The organism is Bacillus thuringiensis, assembly GCF_001595725.1.
In the GTDB taxonomy this organism is placed as follows: domain Bacteria; phylum Bacillota; class Bacilli; order Bacillales; family Bacillaceae_G; genus Bacillus_A; species Bacillus_A thuringiensis_K.
In genome coordinates, this window is the sequence record NZ_CP014284.1 from 17,824 (window position 1) to 37,645 (window position 19,822).

Consider the following 19,822-nt stretch of genomic DNA (forward strand, 5'->3'; position numbering starts at 1 on the left):
ATTCGTATAAATATAATACCTTCAAATATTTCCGTTAGTGGGGCATTTTTTAAAATAAATCACCTTTTATATTTTGATACAATCATTAGGTAAAATAATTTAATGTAATTTTTTATTAATAGAAACAAACGAATTGTGAGTAGAGCGGAGAATGTAGCATTTTGGATAGTAAATATCCGTTTTTAATTTTCTTATGAGTATGTCTAAAATACTGTTGAATTTTCATTGTAAATGATTTTATGTTAAATATGTTATGGGATAGTTGGAGGAATAGTATGAGAGATTTGTTTAAAGATAATTACAATAATATTGAGTTTAATAAAAATTTAATAAACTTAATAAGTGAAATAAGTGAATATAAGGGGAAATTAACCGCCTATCAAAAACAAGTGCCCCATATATTTAAAGATTTGAAGGAAAACATTCCCTTTCAATATGTAAAAAATTTCAATGCTATTTATGGGGAGAAGAAAGTTACTAATAAAAGGTTAAAGGAACTGTTATTTTATAATGCAGTACCTCAAACTGTCATTGAAGATTCAGTTTTTTGCTATCATCAAACTTTTTCCTTTATAAATAAGAATTATTGCACTTTGTCGATTAGTCCAGAAAATATACTAGAATTGCATTTTCAATTAATTAATTATATTACCTCGGATACTGCAAAATGGCGTGAGAAACCAATTTCTATCCTTGGGACACCGGAAAAAGGAATTCCTACTATTTGTTATCGCTCTCTTCCACATACTCTTATTCCACAAACTATGGAGCAATTATGTAATCAATATAATTATTTAAGTAGTAGTAAGAAATTACACTCACTATTATTGATAGCATATTTTATGTTAAATTATTACTGCATAGTACCTTTTAACCAAGGAAGTGAAAAACTAGCATTTATGATAATGAAATTATTATTAATAAAAAGTGGACATACATTTGTACAATATACTTGTTTAGATAAATATATTGAGAAGAATGAATTAGAATATTATGACTCACTTTATAAATCATCTGTTAATTGGTACTATAATGAGCATAATACTAGCTTTTGGCTACAAACACTATTAATTATTGTTTTAGAAGCTTATCAAGATTTGTATGATACAATTGTTGATTTCATATGTAAACAAACTAAATTTGAACGTATTCAAGATTTTGTTCTTAAACAAAAACAAACTTTTACAAAAGATTATATTCGTGACATGTATCCAGATATAGCTGAGAGTACAATTAATAAAGCATTAGCTACTCTTCACGATTTAGGGCAAATAAAGTTAGTCTCTAAGGGAAGAACAGCCCATTGGATAAAAGTCTAGTTACGACTATGTATGAACGCTCATCTCCCACCTATCGTTTGATTTTCGTTCTTCACGCACTTGATGAAGACGAATTCTTTTGAGGATTGTGGTTAAAGTTCAGTAGTAATATATTATCTTATAGTTTTTTAGGGTTTACACAGTATCCTCATTCCAGTAAAGACTCCCTGCTGAAAAATATGAAGGCTTAAGATGAATGATAGTAAATGAAAATACCGAAAATCCGAAGATATAGCAAATTTAATACTATGAATATAATAAAAACAAGGAATTTGATGAGGAAGATGCACGCTAGGAAAAGAGCATAAAAAGTGTATCCCTATTTTCTTCCATATATATTCAAACACTACTGGAAATTACTGTATATTTAGGAGTATAAATTATGCAAGCTAAAGAAAAGAGAATAAAAATTTTAGATTTACAAGACCAACATTGTAAAAAATGTAGTTCTTACGAAAAAACCTACAAATATTGTATAAATAAATGTAAAATTGGGAAAGAAATATATCAATTAGGAATTAAGTTATTCGAGAGTGAGGCAAAGGAAAGAATTAGAACGCAAGAAAAATGGAAAGAAATTTGTCGTAAAGCAATAATTATGAGAGAAGAAGGTATGTCGTACTACCGAATTTCTAAAATATTAGATTGCGATAGTGGTAGTTTATATAAATATTTAAAAAAAAGTTTTTATAATTAAAATTCATTTAATTTATTACAAAAAATTCGAATTTATAAATGTCAGAAAACCCATTATGTCTACTATAGATAAAACAAAAAAGAAGTCTAGCTTAAGACTTCTTTTTTCCGAATTACAATTAATTTAATAATTAATAAAATCTAAATAATAAAAATTAACAATTAATTAAATTTCATGTTTGCAATGATTTTTTTCAAAATATACATTTATAATTAAGAAAACATTTGAGAAGATTTTTATTCTAATTAATCCAATAAAGCCTTAGCTATATTATAAATTTATTTTATCATATAGGCTGGGGGCATCTTTGAGCAATACCTCTGGCCTATATGCTTACTTTTCATTAAAACTTAAACTAACAGCAGTGGCAATAGATTGTCCTGCATGCTCCCAACTTCCATCTATAACCTTTCCAAGTTGTTGACCTAGTTCAGTTAAATTATTTGGATTAACAGGAATTCCGTTATATGTAGCAAGAATTGATAAAAGTGGTGCCACAATTGGTGTCCAGCCGCCTCTATCGATATGGAATTCAAACCCTGTTATCTGATCATTTTTTTTTGTAAATTTATAATAAAGTTGATCATCTGGACGGAAGCTTAAATGATGAGAGATTTGTCCAAATACTTCTTTCCCAGCTGCACCTCGATCAACAACTTCTATTTCTTTCACATTAAATTCATGTTCAAATATTTTAATCTTTTTCACCTCAGGACCGTTTAATGCAGCTTGAACAGCAGTTTCTAAATTATTTTGTGAAAAAGGTTGAATATTAACTAGTGATTCCTGTCGCTGGATCGGAATCTTATTTTCTGCAGCAAATACTGATGTTGTAGGTACTGTACTAGTAGCCAATGTTGCTGCCAGAGCTGTTGCCGTAATGATTTTCTTGTTCATAATGTTACTTCCTCCTTTTATTGTATGATAAATAATTTATAGAAAAATTATAACAATATTTAGATTTCCTCTCAAATTTCAGTCAATATATCCAATTAGGACCTAATTTAAGTAAATTTAAGAGAAAAAACTTCTACTTGCAATTTGAAAACGGGGCAAAATTACAGTGAAAATGCATAAATATGTATAAAAAACCTTCAAAAAATCAAAAAAACACAATAAATCTTCACAGAAATTTAATATGTTTAAAGGTGATTAGATATAGAATTCAGACCTAATAAGTGACCGTTAAGAATTATAAATTTTTGATATCCGATATGAAATTATCCTATTCCATGGGGAAGGCTTATATACAAATAGTTTAAATAGTGAATAGATAATACCTACCTCATTAGTGTCTAGATTGAACTTATTAAACCCTTTTGAATCCGGATGGAAAGGTAAGTCAACGGTAAGAAAAATATAATTTTCATGAAGGCACAGGATATGAAAGAAAGTAATAACTATTAAAGCAAAAAATTAAACTATGGGATTAATAACTTGTAGAAAGTATCAATTTATACATCTCAAAAGGAAGCTGACTTCTAATTGTACGCAACACAACTGTAAAACAGAAAGAGTTATACAAGTAGGAGGAGGCAAAGGAAATGCAAAATATTTAAAGGAGAAATATTTTCGTGATGTTTTCACTAAAAAAATTGGAAAATAATTAACAAAAGAAATTACAAAAGTATAGTTGGAGACTACAACAACGAATATATTGGGAAGAATCTAGAAAAGAGAGAAGAAAAGTTCATGCCTTTCATCTTCTATTATTTGGAAATAAAGCGACATTTCTAAACAGTAAACAGATTACGCAAATAAATAAAAAAGAATAGTAGGTGTAGAGGAGTACAAAGCCCTTAGGCCAAAGAAATGATTTAAATTATTTCTTCAAATGAAGGAAATGAACATCATGTATAATAATCCCGCTCCTACAAAACAAACTTATATAATCAAAGAACCCAGAGGAAAGATGCTGCGCTTTTAGGCATCACAATTGTAAAGGAAAGAATGTATGAAAATATTGCAAAATTAACTCTTGATCCTAACGGGAATCTCGGTTTTAAGGTATTTCATAAGGTGAAAATCATACTATTTTGAAAAGGCTCCGTCTATTTAAAAACTTCGCTTTTGTTTATATAAGAAAAGTGAATCCTCAATAAATAGATACTCTAATCTGAAAAAGAAGATTACGTTATTAGAATTATTAATGGCAACTAGAGCAAATATTGGTCTTAGCCCAAGTAGGACTTTTATCCGTCTTTAGACATAGGATGATAGTATCATGATTGCATAGCAAAATATGATATGGTCTATTCATATTCATGCAAAAGACGTAAAAACTTTCGACAAATAACAAGCTATACGGTATTGCCCTCGAACCTATATGATCTGTTGGGGGTAGAGGGAGCATCCTTGTTGGGAAGTGCAAAGTAGATTTTAATAACAGGACAAAAAATCTCATGGTAATTATTTTGGGAAAAATGCTATTTTTATAAAGAACCTTATTCGAGATCGAATAAATTACAAAAAATATGTTTTTTGGTAACTCAAAATTAAAATGAATCTTTGAGTAATTTAGAATTGGCTTTGTAATTATATTTTCTCTAAGTTACTTGGCACTTTACGGCACCATTGCTCCCTATACCCATATTGTGGGGGTGTTGATGACAAAACGCAATCTTGCACGTCAGCGATATCAAAAATGGACTTCGCTTTTGGTAGCAAGAATCCCACTGACGTTAGTCAGCTAGTCCCTTTAGGGTAAGAGTGTCAAATAGCTATAGGTTTGTAAATTTTCCTGAACTAAAGTATATCTCACTGCCTCTTGTAAAAACACGGAAAAACAGCCATTCTTTTGGCCCAGATGGATTAAGAGAATGGCTGTTTTTTCTGATAATAATTGATAAAGATAGTTTTGATTCATATTCTGTGACATAATGTTTATACAAACAGAACAACATTCAAATGAATAATAACATATGTAATAAAATTAAAACACGTATTTTATTGCACTTTTCAAATGGAAAAAATATTATAATGAGTTATATCCGAATAAATATTTAAAAATTCATGCAGAGGATATATTAATAAATTTTAATATTTCCAGAAAAAATTTTCTTGTCATGATAACTCGCATGGAAAAAGATTGCTGCTGCAAGGTTTTTATAACTGGTTACAGTCTAGAAAAAGAAATGGGGGAAAAATAAATAAACAAAAAATTTGTAACGCCATTTATAGTTTCACTATTTTTAACAAGTTTAGTACAAAACATGGCATTAGCAGATAGCTATAGTCAAAGCATAATCTCGGAAATGTATAAAAGAGTATTTATGGATGTCGTTGGGAAATTTATTTTTAACGAATTTTTTGAAAGAATTCTCCTTCCTCAAGCGTGTGAAGGGCGTAGCCCAATGGTAGGTGGGAGATGAATTTCGTTTTGGCGTAGCCAAAAGGTTTTCCTTTTTATTTTGCCTCTGATATAATCAGTCTTATAAATGATAAAGGCTGGTATATAAATGAAATTAGATAATAATAACCATTCAGTATTCTTGTTGTATTATCACCTTGTGTTGGTCGTGAAATACAGAAGAAACGTGTTTGATGATGATATGTCAGACTATGCAAAAAATATGTTTGTTCGACTATCTGAAAACTATAACATCACATTAGTTGAATGGAATCATGATGTAGATCATGTTCATATTTTGTTCAAGGCACACCCTAATACAGAAATGACAAAATTCATCAATGCTTATAAAAGTGCAAGTTCTCGACTTATTAAAAGAGATTTTCCACAAGTGAAAAAGAAGCTTTGGAAAGAGATGTTTTGGTCAAGAAGTTTTTGCTTGCTAACTACTGGTGGTTCGCCAATAGACATAGTAAAAACATATATTGAAAATCAAGGTGAAAAGTGAGGTGAAATGATATGACAAAGCATAATAAAGCGTATAAATTCCGTTTGTATCCAACAGAAGAACAAGCACATCTTATGCGTAAAACCTTCGGTTGTGTACGTTTCGTGTATAACAGAATGTTAGCTGAACGAAAAGAAGTGTACGAAAGATACAAAGATGATAAGGAACAACTCAAGAAACAAAAGCTTCCCACTCCTGCGAAATACAAAGCAGAATTTGAGTGGTTAAAAGAAGTTGATTCATTAGCATTGGCAAATGCTCAACTAAACTTGCAAACTGCCTATAAGAATTTCTTTCGTGGTCAAAATGACTTCCCAACATTCAAAAGCAAAAAAGACAGAAAGTCTTATACAACGAATGTAGTGAACGGAAATATTATATTGCTTAACGGTCATATCAAATTGCCAAAACTGAAAATGGTACGTATCAAGCAGCATAGAGAAATACCACAAGACCATGTAATCAAGTCATGTACGATTTCTATGACACCTACTGGTAAATACTATGTGTCTATCTTGACTGAATACGAAAAAGAGATTGTACAAAAAGAAGTAGAAACAATTGTTGGATTAGACTTTGCGATGGATCGATTATACGTTAGTTCTGAGGGTGAGAGAGCCAATTATCCTAAGTTCTATCGTGAAATGTTAGACCGATTAGCAAAGGCACAACAAGTATTATCAAGAAGAACAAAAGGTTCTATTCGTTGGAATAAACAACGTATCCGTGTAGCTAAGTTACATGAAAAAGTAGCGAACCAACGTAAGAACTTCCTTCATCATAAGTCTAAAGAGTTAGCTACTCATTTTGATGTTGTAGCTATTGAAGATCTAAATATGAGAGGAATGCCGCAAGTACTTCATTTTGGAAAAAGTGTCGCTGACAATAGTTGGGGTATGTTCACTTCTTTTTTAGCTTATAAACTACACGAACAAGGCAAACAACTTGTGAAAATAGACAAATGGTTTCCTTCCACAAAAACATGTAGCAGTTGTGGAAATGTGAAAAATATGTCATTGTCTGAGCGAGTCTATTCTTGTATATGTGGTGTAAATCTCGATAGAGATTATAACGCAGCTATCAATATCAAAAATGAAGCAATATGCCTATTAGCGTTAGCATAGATAGCAATAAAATAACCCTTGGAACGAGGGAGTTAGCTCGGCTGTCTTAGGACGAATTCGTTAGCTACCAAAAGTAACGACTAACCGAGAAGCCCCCACTTCAAACAGTCCGTTAGGACGTTAAGTGGCGGGTAGTTCACTGGTTCCGAAAAATATAAACCTTTAACTAAAATTACAACTATAACGGAGGATAAAATAATCAAGTTGGAGTAATATCGAGAAATTCTGCAATTAGTATAGAAGAAGGTTTCACGTTAGAAGCAAAGGGGTTCTTGGCTTAAAGAATGGAATAGTATTTGGAATAGATATATACAGATGCCCCTGGGGATAAGGAACAAATCTTTAGACAAAATTAACTTAAGGCAGCTCACGCAGGGTTTGTAAGTACAGACGCTAGTTCAAAATATTTTAGTTCCAATGCAAATTATAAATAAACAAGATGGACTATGGAGACCACTAAAAATACATTGGGATGCTCAAGTGAAAACACTCACGGTAAATTCAGAAGGGAATATGTTTATGACCAAATAGTAAAAGTCTAGATATATCATCCTTGTTAATTATATGACCGTGATCTCGGAGTACTTGTAACTTAACTACTTTAGAAATTCATATCTCTGTACACATTCATTCAAATACATAGAGTAGAAGTAGCTTTCAATTTTACATTAAATTCGAGTTTAACTTACAATTGATGAGGTGACAAAATTATGATATAATAAAAAGAAACCTGGGCAGGCTTTACGCTCAGCACCAGGTTTCTTTTTTCGTTTCATTTATTAGTATGTATTTATAATATCAAATTTTAAAAAAACATGCAACTATTGTTTATTTGTATTTTGGGAGGTTTCCAAATGGAAGCAAAATTAAATAACTCATATTTGGCTGAAAATAAAAATATTCAATTAGAAAGCCAATGCTTATTTATTCAAAAATGGCGTGAATTACTTTTTCAAAAAACAATTAATACATACCAATTTAGGTTAAGAAATTCACATTCCATATTAAAAGAAACCAAAGAGGTTTTAGAATTTATTAAGTCTGATGTTTTATCTCCAGCCAATTTGCAAGACTTAATTTTAGAATGCAGAAAACACCTTCAAAAGGATTTATGTCTTAGAAAGCACTTTCCTGAATTATTAAAAAGTCTATTGAAGGAGCTTAAAGTGATAAGAAAGAATGAGACTACTAAATCGGATATTTTAAAATTAGAATATCGATTGAATTATGCACTAAAAATTATTTCTGGTAGTTACCTTGATAAAATTATAAATGAACTAGAATACTCTATTAGTAATTCTGAGTTCGCTAATGTAGAAATATTAACGGAATTTTTATCTACAGAATTAATTAATACTGGTTGGTCAGCAAGAAGTTTACACCGACTTGGTAATGTCCTATTTTTAAATAGTAAAGTGGCATTTGAGGAAAAATGGCAGAGGTTTATTTCAATAATTAAATCTAATCCCGGCCTTTTTCATTGCTATTATAAGTTAAATGAATTTAATGATCAGTACACACTTTTGGAATCCGTAGGAATGACCGTTGTTAAAGGTGAAGATATTTTAATTTCTTTTCCTAATATTAATGATAATCATATAGATAAAGATGCATTTTATATTGAGGAAAAAGCAGCTGCATTTAATGAAGATCTTCATACTGCAGCTGAAAAAAGTAGAAATCAATTATCTGAGAAACAATCTATTCTAGCATACTATAAAGTAGATTTAGGAGCGTTTAATAACGTAATTTTAGTATTTCCTAGTGAAGAAAAAAGTGTTAACTATGAAATACTAAAAAAGGAACTTCCCCTAGAAAATTCGCAACTTGAAAATATAAATACCATTAGGTCAGTTCTAGCAAATGAATCTATAGATATAAAAAGTAGGCAGCGTTTAATGAACTTTTTCCGACAATATAATTTATCTGTTGAATCTTTATCTACCGAAACAAAATTTACAAACTTGTGGTCAGCATTGGAGTCATTATTAATCACTGGACATCATGAATCAAATATTGAGCACATTAAAAAAATAGTACCTTCAGCAGTTTGTAGTGAATATTTTCAAAGATTATTATTAAACTTTTTAAATGATTGTTACCGAGCTGGTATAACTGTTAAATATAATGGAGAAATAATTAATACATCTTCCCCTACTATTGAAGATATTGAAAAAGTGTATTTTTTACTGACTGATGAAGTATCCGTTGAAATTTTTAAAAGTGAAGTAAATGATTATACTCTTTTGAAACAAAGAATAATTGAGTTATCACATGATTTAAGTAATAGTGAAACATTTAAGGAATCTATTTCAAATCATTTTAATAATTTAACTTGGCATATTCAAAGATTATATCGAGTAAGAAATAATTTAGTACATGCAGCAAGAACTGAAAAAGACATTAGTTTTTTGATAGAGCATCTTCACTTCTACCTGAGATATACTATTGAACTGATAATAAATAAATTTAAGGATTTTCAGTTTAATAGTTTAGGAGAATTGTTTATGACCATAGAAGACAATTATTATTCATTAATTGCAGTTTTAGAAGATAATATCAGAAATTCTCCTAAAGGTCAGATTATTAGTTATGATTCAGAATTGATATTTAAAGGTCCTATATTTATTTAAATTCAAATTGTAGTTTAAAATTGTATTTAATGTAAAATTAGACAAATTAAGACAAAAAGTACAATGATTCTAAAATTCAATGTACTTTTTGAAGTTTGAGGTGAAAAAAATTGAGTAATCGAGAAAAACAAGTGTATCAAGCACGTGTAGAACGTCATAAAGAAAAAATGCCCTGGTATATCATTGAATATATTGAAGAGAAAACGAACCTCTCCCCTGCTACTTTGTATGGATATTTAATTGAATATGAAATATTTTTACAATGGTTGCTCACCTCCCGTCTTGCTACAGCAGATGGTGAAGTTGTAACGAGAATACATGAGGTACCAATTGAAACATTGGAGCATCTCCCTCTTAAACAAGTAAAAAGGTTTAAAAGTTATTTAGAGAGACAAGGTAATAAAACCAAGGCAGTTATACGAACATTTTCGGCTCTAAAGTCATTATTTAACTACCTAACAAGCAATACTGAGGATGATAATGGAGAATGTTATTTTTATAGAAATGTTATGGCCAAAATGGAAATTCATAAGGAAAAAATTGACGCTGCAGCGAGAGCTAAAGAAATTTCAGAAGTTATTTTTCACAACAACGACGACATTAAATTCATGCGCTTTTTATCTAATGAATATGAGCAAATGTTACAAGAAACCGCTCCTGGTAAACTAAGATTTTTTAAGCGAGATAGAGAACGTGATATTGCTATTCTAAGTTTAATCTTAGGTACAGGCCTTCGAGTATCTGAGGCAGCTAGTTTAACTATTTCTAGTATAAATTTTCGTACTCGTTACATCAAAGTTGTGCGAAAAGGAGATAAAAAATCATCTGTTTTGGCTACACAAACAGCCCTAGATGATGTTCAAGAGTATCTAAAAGTACGTACTGCGCGTTACAATTGTTCTGATGATGAAGATATTTTATTTGTAACTAATTATAAAGGCTCATATGCACAAATTTCTGTAAATGCTATACAAAAACTCACTGAGAAATATACTAGGGCATTTGATGAAAAAAAGAGCCCTCACAAGTTGCGCCATACATATGCAACTAATCATTATAACGAAAATAAAGATCTTGTTCTGTTAGCGAACCAAATGGGACATAACTCAATGGAAACAACATCTTTGTATACAAATATTGATGATTCCAAACGCCGTGAAGCTATAGAGCGTTTGGAAAAACGTCAATTAAAAGATAGTGAGCAATGATTAAAAGTTGAAAATTTCGGGTTATAAACCGATTATTGTAAATAAAAAGAACGTTGTATTTTATAAAAGTGAAGTGACCCCATAAAGTTAGACAGGTTATTTCATTAGGCGACCTTTTGGGCATGGGTTCGGTATTGTATGAGGGCACTGAAAAACTTGCGTTTTTTATAAATAAATTCATTTTCGAGAAAGATAGGGCGCTTCTTGTTCAATTTTGAACAGGAAACGCCCTAATTTTTTGCCTATTTATTACCCTTTTTTATTCAGAAGCTTCAAGATTCTTTTTAGATTGACAGCGAATATCGTCGTTGCTCCCTGAATTTGCATGTCAAATGAACCCGCAGCCGATGCTGATCGTACCCGTGTTTATTTTTCAACTCACTATTTTTTTCTTCGATTTTATAGCGTTCTCGAGCTAAGCGTTTAAATTCTTCTGTTTCTTGAAAAGCTTGTTGGTCTAAATGTTTCTCTGATTTAATGGCAACAGAATAGGTTTTAGTTTTTGTGCCTTCTTTAAAACATCCTTCTCGGATTGGACGGACCTTACATTTTTCAACGTCAAAAAAATAAACCATTCTTGCACTTGCTCCTAAAAGTAATATGCCAACTATTACTTCAACCGGTGTTGTCCAATTAAACATACTCTGCCCCCCTACTCTAATAATAGGGAGGAAAGATTACAAATAAATTAAAATCTTATTATATTAATATTGATTTTAATTTATATTTTTTACAAAGAAAAGAGGAACCAAATGGATTCTCTTTTCTTGGCATATTTACAACATGGATAATACTGAGACAGCTCTTTCAAAACTTTATTAGGGGAAAGTTTTAAAAAATGTCCTTATAACAATACTTACATAAATGTAATATATAGTAAATTGATATAAATTAGAATGAATATTAACTATTTTATAAAAAATATACCGTTATACACATATCTTCCAATCTGCTTTAAAATAACACCTTTTGTTCTTTTCTAGTGAAATTTCAAAAACATGAATCATTATCATATTTATCAAATACATTATGTATTTTTTTAGGAGTTGATGTTTAAAGAGCTAAGTAAAAACTTTGCGAGATTTTCCGCAAAGTTTTTTAATAATACTCATTATAATAGTAGTTTTCGTATTTCTTCTGTACTAAGACCTGTGAATTTTGCAATGTCTTCTAATGGCATACCATTCTTATGCATACCACGGATTAATTGAATTTTCCCTTTCTCAATACCTTTCTCAATACCTTCCTCTAATCCCTCTTCTCGAGCATGTGCTAATTTAGCTTGTTCATCCAGAAGTAACTTTTCACGAGCTTCATAAGCTGTTCTGAAAGAAGAGTCATGGCTCATATTTTCCCATTTATTCATTGCCTTTTGTAAAATTGGATCCTGATTCATTGCAATCTCCTCCAATGTTTGAGTTAAATGCTCATCTTCATGTGCTGGTAGTAATAACATCCAGCGAACAAATGCATTTTCCCATGGATTTACTTTTTCTTCACGCCATTGTTTGACCAATTTTGGAATTTCTACAAAATGAATTTCAATATCATCACTTAGTATCTGTTGATTTTTAATATTCCATAATTGTCCAATGGTGTGACATGAATCATCCTGGGGAAATAATATAAAATCTAATAAGTTAATGGTAATTGTTTTTCGGAGTGAACGATACGGCATCCCTTCTTGCATTTGGGATGTATAGAGTTTACTCCAGTAATATAAAGATCGCTTCACCATATCATGTGTGTTCCGTAATTGAATTTCAATATTAACTTGTGTTCCGTTATCCAGTGTTGCTAATAAATCTAATATGGATAATTTATCATCTTCATAAGATTTATGAAGATGTGGATCTTCTAGTTGTAGAGATACAATAGGTACATCTAAAGATTCTTCTAGGATAGCGTTTAGAAATCCAGTTAAAATCTCTTCGTTTCCCTTCGTTCCGAATAACTGTTTAAAAGCAAAATCAATTCGTAAATTTACTAATTTTATGGACATGGGTTTCCTCTCTCTGTCTTTCTATTCTTGTTATTATTTTATAATGTGATTCTATATATAAGCAAATTCATCTTTTGCATTTTATTTATTTTTTCGTATGTATAGGTAAAGCGTAGCCTGATTAATACCTGTCATGTTTACAATTTCTTGTATGCCATATTCTTTAGAATCATACAACTTTAATGCCCTTTGAATGAAACGATCCTTAACACAAGGGTGTCCACCGACTCTCCCTCTTGCTCTTGCACTTTCAAGCACCTCCTGAGTACGTTGAGCAATTAAGTCTATTTCAAACTGGCTAATGTTTGAAATACAGTTAACATTAGTTTTCCTTGAGGTGTATTAGTATCAAACTGTGCTTTAATACTAATCAGTTTAACGCCTTTATTCTTAAAATACTCAACTTAGTTCAATTAAATCTTTTGTGCTTCGTCCCAATCTAGTAAAACTTTCTACCACTAACGTATCACCAGATCTAGTTTTATCTTTTAATCGGTTAAGTTCTGGTCGATCACTTTTTGTTCCTGTTATTTTTTCGTCAAAATTTCGGTACAGTTATAATTGGGGTTTGTGTAGTAACAGAACAGAAACGGCAATAACTTATATTTTTGCTACAACATCGCTAACAATAAAGGTTTTTATTAAAAATAGAAATATCTTAATGATCAAAAACTCAATATTTATTAAATTTATCAAAAACAGTTGTTATTGTTAATTTGATGACAATAATAGTTTTGATAACGTAGTATTAACGTATCCAAGCTTTATTTAACACAGTTTTTATCATTATCAAAAACCCTGATTTTTGATAACACAATTAAGTCTTATTGCCGTTCTTGTTCCATTACTACACAGACCCCTAATTTTGAAACATATCGATATGACGAATTAAATCTTGCTGCTTTTTTACTTACCCTGGCATAACCGTAAATATATGAATTCATAAAACCACCTACCCTTTACACAGTAATTTTATTATAAAGGGGAGATAAAGTTAATTTGTTTTTGATAACGAAGTTAAGCAATTCAGCGTGGTTAAATTGCTCTTACTATACAATTAGGAGTTATTGCTGTTCTTGTATCATTACTACACAGACCTCATTTTTTGATAAATTTCTCATTATAGATAGACTTCTTAAGTATGGCTCCAATATTTAAAATTAACGAAAAATAAATTATAATATAAATATGATGGTTATCCTTTTGTTCACTTCTTGTACTAAAGATAAGAGCGTGTTCCCGAATCTTATCTTTTTATTTTGGGATTTTAGATACAAAAAAGGGATTCTTAATAGCTTCAGGACCTAGAACAGCTTTCCTGTCACTAGGCTAAAATAAGCAAAACTTCAAACCCCGGTCTTTACGCAGCAGATTAAAGTAGTAAAAACTGCTTGGAGGAAACGTTTGTATAGGAATTGGAAGTACCAGAAAATATAAAACAGAGAGAACTAAATGGGTATTTATTATGATAAATTGGAAGCAATGTAAAATACAAAGAGGACATAGGAAGCTTCTTTGGGAATGATATAGTTATGATAACATAAGTACTTGAAGCGAGCCCTTGTGTATCTAAAACATTTGCCAAACAAATAGATGATGTTAGGATGTAGAAAACTCACACTAAAAAAGGAGAAGTGATTATGCCAAAAGCTTTCTATATTACGAGAGACCTGCAGATATATTGCGGACGCTTGGACATTCTATGCGTTTAATGATAGTTAGAGAATTAATTTTAAAAGGTCCATTAAATGTATCCGTGTTACAGAAGCTACGACGTGTTCGACAATCTACAATGTCACAACACCCTCAGTATGTAAATCTTTTAAGTCGAAATATCCCAAATCACGTATACATACATCTTTCGGTTGAAGGAATGTTAAACAAGTAGAAGCATAAGTTTTATCATTGTGTTTTCCTGATCCTAAATGAACATGAAGAAATTGGCCACTTTGTAAATCATACTCTAGTTGAATTTTTACGCCGGCACTTTGACCACTACCACCTGAACCTTGATATGTAGAGGTGAATTTATCTGGAATTTGAAAATGTGTAGAATCCATTATACTGTTACGTCGAAAATAGTTTGTATACAAAATTGGAATCTTGCTAGAAGAAGAAAATTGTTGGTAAATTAAGTTTGCTAAGATTTGTTGCAACAACTGTACAGCTTGAGAATTTAAGCGCTGATTGAGTCCTTCTGGACTCATAGAAATACCTGTGTTAGCTTCTAATCGACTACATAGTTGTTTCAATGGAGCGTTTGCTATGTTTTCGCTTAACCAAACACAAAGAGCTACTAAATCATGTGCACGATATTTACTTTTTCGTTGAACAAATCCCATTTCTCTAGCTAATTGTTCTAAAGCTCCAGGTGACATATATCGTTGTAACCCTTTAGAAAACAACTCTAATTTATCAAAAATCGATAAGTTCATGCCAAAAACGCCATCCTTTCCTATGATTCTACAGAAAGAATAGCGTATTTTTTCATTTTAAGGAAATTTAGTTTTGTTAGCTTGATAGCGATGGGACGGTCCCCCCCATTAAATAAATCCAACATTGGTGATAGGTATAAGTTCTCCCCAAATAACTTAAACTTCGTAATATCTGTACCCCACTTTTCAAAGGCCTTTTCACCTGAAGATTTAATCGTCTAATCCACTCATAAAGTACACTAGGAGTAACTTCTATAGATTTAGCAATTACTTCTACAACCTCTGTATCATCTAAATATCGTTTCACCGTTTGGATTTTTTCTGTTGAAGAAAATTTTCATAAAAGATGCAGTGGACTGTTTATCCTGGGTTAATAAGTTTTTAGAGAAATCTTTATCGGTTATTTCTACATTAGTAAATAACTTCATGTATGACGACTAAGAAAAAATTATTTAGATAACAAAATCATAAATTATATCTTAAACTTATAAAAATTCAGAATTTTTATAAGTGAAATTTCCTGGATCATAGCTTAAAATCTGAGCCAGCAAATTTCACTTCCTTCTTTAAATACATCGAATGTTTCAGTTTAAATTTAACTAAGTTTAATTGGTTATACGGTTAACCTAGTTTAAATACATTATATGTTTCTGTTTAACTTGATTAAATTAATCTTTAAATAACTTCATAAATTATAACATATTACTAAAATAAAATAAATGATTTTATAGATTTTAGCACATTTCCTCTAAAATGAGGACTCAAAAAAAGATATTATAAACCTAGATTTCATACTCATATATATTTCATATCCTTTTTTAATCTTATTAAAAGTACATTCACCACTTTGAAAATAATATTAAAGCATCTTCCTCCTTGTTTATAATATCTTAATACTATAAAATAAGCTTCTTAAAAAGCCCACAATTATTTAAATGAATGCAATAACTCGTCCTTCAGTTTGAAAAGCAGATAATGTAGAAGACGTTTGTTTTATTTTTCGATTTGTGTGTACAATCTCACTAAATTCATAATAATTCAATTCAGAGTTTAATTGAATAGGTATAAGTTCTTCGAAATAATATATTGGGGTATTGTCATATGTCCCCCTTGTTGAAAAATAAACATCTTTTAAATAAACCAATGACTCAATCCCACACAACTCATCTACTTCCTCCAACTCGACAAGACGAACATGTTCTATATTAGCTGGATGGTCATTCTTACCTAAATACGGAGCATACTTGCAAGTGGAAAAAATTAAGCGATTTTTCAACCTATTAAATATTTCTTCTTCTAAATCCCCATTATTCCAGAGATAAATTGTCCAGTGTGGTTTTTCTAACCATTGTTCGCGAACAATTAAATTTCCTCCCGCTTCTTTACTTGCATATCCAACAGTATTATTAAATACTTGGATTTTCTTTGAAAAATACCCACGATCTCCATGTGGTACAATGCTAACCTTTAATTTATTTAACAACTGATAAAATTCGGGATATTGATTAGAAATAGAGTTCCCTTCATCTATTATACTTTTTTGCTGTTGTGTGTATCCACCGGCACCAATAATCGCACCCAATAGTCCATATAGCGCAATTTTATGGATATGACTATATGTAAAATAAATATTAGAGTTTACATCTGGTTTTTTAAAAAATGCGGTTCTTCCCTTCAATTCAAATGCTATAGCCTCCATATTCTCACTCCTATACTGATAGTACTTCTAGTTTTTCTTCAGTGAAGATATTTTTACGTACGAACATATCGGTAGTTGTAATAATAGACATAGTTAGAGGATTATAATAAATTTCAATATTCTCCAGCTTTTTTTGGAACGGTTTTATTAGTTCCTCTACTTTCTTCAGATTTATACTGAACAAAGTTTCTTGTTTATTAAATTCAATATATGAATCTAACTGTGGTAAATATAGAGGCTCATCTTCTTTACATTCTACAAATAGGGCAAAGTTGTTATAGCAACCAGATTTACTATTCGTGTTAAGTGCAGTTGCTCCAATTAATGAGGCTTTCTTAAATTTCATATATGCTTCTTCTGTATATCCATTAAATCCATCAATGAAGTTTGTATATTCATCATAGTTATTTGGATTTACAGAAAACGGGTAAAAATAATGAGCTTCGTTGCTCACAATTTTTGTCCCAAAACTTGATGCATCAGCATTTTCCTTATTAGAATTACGAAACGGAGATAAAATATCTTGTACTTCAGTTGTAGTATCTTCATATTTATTCATTCCTTGACCAATTTGGACTACACCCGTTAATCCAATATTTTGGCCTTCTACCGCAAATGTTGCACCAAAATTCATCACATCTATTGATGAAAACAAATTTTTTAATATATCTACAGTCTTTGATTTCTTTGAAATTTCTGTATCAAATATTTCTTGATAACGCTCCGTTAATTCTTTTGGTTGCATCTTCCCTTCTTTAGGATTTATCTTATAAGATTTAATATAGAGCACTTTTTCCCCTTGATTAACCCAGTATTTTCTCATACTAAACTTCAATGCCTTATCACTACCAAACAAGGTCCCATCACTCGTGGATTTTGGTCTACCTGTAAAATCAGCATTCCAGTTTGACAAAATACTTGAAACCCCAATCACTCCATATACTCGTTTCCCCCATTTATTCACCTTTCACAACTCCTTTTTCATATTTTTCATAAAACATATTACATGCTAATAAACCTGCCAATAATATATTTTTATTTTCACCTTTGCTTATTCCATCTGTCTCAAATCCCATAACCATTCCAAAGGCATTTTTAAAAGGAGTGTTTTTCATACTAATAGCATGCCCGTATGTTATTAGTAGATCTTCTAAAAGACGTTTTAATTGATGTGCATATTTAGCACGTAGAATAGGCTCAAACATCCCTATTGTTTTGGATTTTACATGCGATTGTGATAATAAATAGTACCCTAGTTGCCCAGCTAAGTAATAAAACTCTTGGTCACTTTCACAAACAACCAACTCTGTACTTTTAACTTTTTCTTTTAAAATATTGCTAACATTACTTATGCAATCTGCCATTACATCCCCTCCTTTTATACGAAAATATTTTAAAAGCGCCAAACGTAAGTTAAACGCTTCTGCCAGATGCTTAATATGGGGTCCTTCAATAGTTCTATATAGACGTTCTTCAATTAGATTTAAGGTAAGTTTATCAATTATTTCTCGTAATGATTTTTCGGTCCCTTTTACAAAGAAATCATAAAAGGCTTGTCTACTTTCAAGAAAATACGTTAACATATTATTTGAAAAATCATCTCCATTGATTTCTGGTTGTGTATTCAAAAACTCTCCTTGCAGTCTCCCTCTAAAAAAATACTTATTAATAAGACTCTGCAATTCTTTACGTGTATTCACACTATAATCCGCTCTGACACTAACAATATCATCTACTTTTCTCTTAATGTTTAATACATTTTTGAATTCTAAACCATTTTTATTTAACTTATCTGTAGCAGAAAATGGTACATTTTCAAAAAAATCGATGCTGCCACTTTTATCAATTCGAATATGATAGGTTCCCGATTTTTTTGATGCTTGGGAAGTGAAAATGGTGTCAGTCGGGAATACATGCACTTTAAATTTCCCTTTTGCCTCAAGCCAAGAATAGAAATCCTTTCTTGCTATTGCTTGATCTATTGGAATACGCAAAGGTACGTTAGTTTTTAATGTCTTTAACTGTAAAAATGGTTTTTTACTATTTACTGTCATGTCTCCACTTGGTAAACCAATAATTGAAGTGGAATTAGCATAATTATATGCGTCAACAGTAAAAATTCTTGGTAATATATATAACCCATATTCATTTCTATAAATGTCTTCTTTTTCATCAAAGAAAATTTTTATATAGTTTTTAAATCCATATTGCTCTTTCAACGTATGGAACAATTCAATAAGTTCAGATATATGCTTTTTCAAGAACTTCTTATATTCATCATTTCTTTGTATCCGTTCTGCATCTTCTGACACCTTCATTAAATGTGGATAAAACCTATAAAAGAATTCTTCTCGTTCTTTTAATATCTTCTTTTTTAATTCCTTTGACTTTGTTGTAATTGGATATGCATCTAAAAACTTCTTTGAGGATTTTTGTAATTTCGAATAGAATTCTTCAATGCATATAGCTAGTTGTTCTGCAGTATATATTTTCTTTTCACCAATTAACAGTTCTTCCTTCATGAAAAATGTAAGTGGATTTGTACTATGTACCTTCTTACCTGGAAGATCAATTAATTTATTTGCATCATCATTCAGCATACTACTATAAAAATCTCTAATCTTAAACCATTCATAAAGGTCTCTTCTTTCAATAATCTCACCTGGTTGGTTTGTATGAACATAGATATTTTGATTTGCATTTTGCACATTCTCTTCAAACGTATTGTTAACATTAAATCTAATATAAAGTCCATTTTTTAACTTATAGTTATCTAATACGATATTCGGATTTTTATTAATAGCAATCTGAAATTTCTTAACTAAATCTATTAACACAATCTCACCAC

At 30.6% G+C, this 19,822-nt stretch carries 11 protein-coding genes and 5 pseudogenes; 7 read left to right on the forward strand and 9 right to left on the reverse strand.

Annotation, left to right across the window (positions count from 1 at the left end; all coding sequences use genetic code 11):
• Nucleotides 1-275 precede the first annotated feature (275 nt).
• Nucleotides 276-1,319 (forward strand): Fic family protein, encoded by a 1,044-nt coding sequence (locus AXW78_RS28955; protein ID WP_061885027.1) that lies wholly within the window; start codon nt 276-278, stop codon nt 1,317-1,319.
• Between the two features lie 382 nt (nt 1,320-1,701).
• A complete protein-coding gene (locus AXW78_RS28960) occupies nt 1,702-2,016 on the forward strand; it encodes a zinc-finger domain-containing protein (RefSeq protein WP_061885028.1) in 315 nt (104 codons plus the stop codon).
• Between the two features lie 333 nt (nt 2,017-2,349).
• On the opposite strand, the gene AXW78_RS28965 is transcribed toward AXW78_RS28960, so the two are convergent.
• Complete coding sequence (locus AXW78_RS28965) at nt 2,350-2,913, reverse strand: VOC family protein (protein ID WP_061885029.1); 564 nt, start codon at nt 2,911-2,913, stop codon at nt 2,350-2,352.
• A gap of 2,561 nt (nt 2,914-5,474) precedes the next feature.
• Here AXW78_RS28965 and tnpA point away from each other — a divergent pair.
• The 4 genes from tnpA to xerS all read left to right on the forward strand — a co-directional run bounded on the left by tnpA (nt 5,475) and on the right by xerS (nt 10,838).
• Nucleotides 5,475-5,873 (forward strand): IS200/IS605 family transposase, encoded by a 399-nt coding sequence (tnpA, locus tag AXW78_RS28970; RefSeq protein ID WP_061885030.1) that lies wholly within the window; start codon nt 5,475-5,477, stop codon nt 5,871-5,873.
• A gap of 11 nt (nt 5,874-5,884) precedes the next feature.
• The gene (locus AXW78_RS28975) at nt 5,885-6,997 is read left to right on the forward strand and encodes an RNA-guided endonuclease TnpB family protein (RefSeq protein ID WP_061885031.1); all 1,113 of its coding nucleotides are present in this window, start codon (nt 5,885-5,887) and stop codon (nt 6,995-6,997) included.
• 854 nt (nt 6,998-7,851) lie between these two features.
• Nucleotides 7,852-9,630, forward strand: a complete 1,779-nt coding sequence (locus AXW78_RS28980; protein ID WP_061885032.1) for a hypothetical protein — start codon at nt 7,852-7,854, stop codon at nt 9,628-9,630.
• Nucleotides 9,631-9,740: 110 nt separating this feature from the next.
• Nucleotides 9,741-10,838 carry a tyrosine recombinase XerS gene (gene xerS / locus AXW78_RS28985; RefSeq protein WP_061885033.1) on the forward strand — a complete coding sequence of 366 codons (1,098 nt, stop codon included), beginning with the start codon at nt 9,741-9,743 and terminating at the stop codon, nt 10,836-10,838.
• Between the two features lie 249 nt (nt 10,839-11,087).
• On the opposite strand, the pseudogene AXW78_RS28990 reads toward xerS, so the two are convergent.
• The 3 genes and pseudogenes from AXW78_RS28990 to AXW78_RS33550 all read right to left on the reverse strand — a co-directional run.
• A pseudogene (locus AXW78_RS28990) lies at nt 11,088-11,413 on the reverse strand (transposase); the annotation flags it as partial.
• A gap of 536 nt (nt 11,414-11,949) precedes the next feature.
• Nucleotides 11,950-12,840, reverse strand: coding sequence for an Rpn family recombination-promoting nuclease/putative transposase (locus AXW78_RS28995; protein WP_061885034.1), 891 nt, complete (start codon nt 12,838-12,840; stop codon nt 11,950-11,952).
• Nucleotides 12,841-12,924: 84 nt separating this feature from the next.
• Nucleotides 12,925-13,436 (reverse strand): annotated as a pseudogene (locus AXW78_RS33550) (recombinase family protein); the annotation flags it as partial.
• 1,044 nt (nt 13,437-14,480) lie between these two features.
• On the opposite strand from AXW78_RS33550, the pseudogene AXW78_RS35835 reads away from it, so the two are divergent.
• Nucleotides 14,481-14,728 (forward strand): annotated as a pseudogene (locus tag AXW78_RS35835) (ArsR/SmtB family transcription factor).
• Here AXW78_RS35835 and AXW78_RS29000 read toward each other — a convergent pair.
• The 5 genes and pseudogenes from AXW78_RS29000 to AXW78_RS29015 all read right to left on the reverse strand — a co-directional run.
• Nucleotides 14,649-15,275: pseudogene (locus tag AXW78_RS29000) on the reverse strand (IS4 family transposase); the annotation flags it as partial. The pseudogenes AXW78_RS35835 and AXW78_RS29000 overlap by 80 nt on opposite strands.
• Before the next feature lie 182 nt (nt 15,276-15,457).
• A pseudogene (locus AXW78_RS34105) lies at nt 15,458-15,591 on the reverse strand (transposase); the annotation flags it as partial.
• Between the two features lie 615 nt (nt 15,592-16,206).
• The gene (gene cas5b, locus AXW78_RS29005; RefSeq protein ID WP_061885035.1) at nt 16,207-16,974 is read right to left on the reverse strand and encodes a type I-B CRISPR-associated protein Cas5b; all 768 of its coding nucleotides are present in this window, start codon (nt 16,972-16,974) and stop codon (nt 16,207-16,209) included.
• A gap of 10 nt (nt 16,975-16,984) precedes the next feature.
• Nucleotides 16,985-17,938: a type I CRISPR-associated protein Cas7 gene (locus AXW78_RS29010; RefSeq protein WP_061885036.1), complete on the reverse strand. Its 954-nt coding sequence runs from the start codon at nt 17,936-17,938 to the stop codon at nt 16,985-16,987.
• Nucleotides 17,931-19,811 carry a hypothetical protein gene (locus AXW78_RS29015; protein ID WP_061885037.1) on the reverse strand — a complete coding sequence of 627 codons (1,881 nt, stop codon included), beginning with the start codon at nt 19,809-19,811 and terminating at the stop codon, nt 17,931-17,933. Before AXW78_RS29015 ends, AXW78_RS29010 begins: the two co-directional genes overlap by 8 nt.
• Between the last annotated feature and the right edge of the window lie 11 nt (nt 19,812-19,822).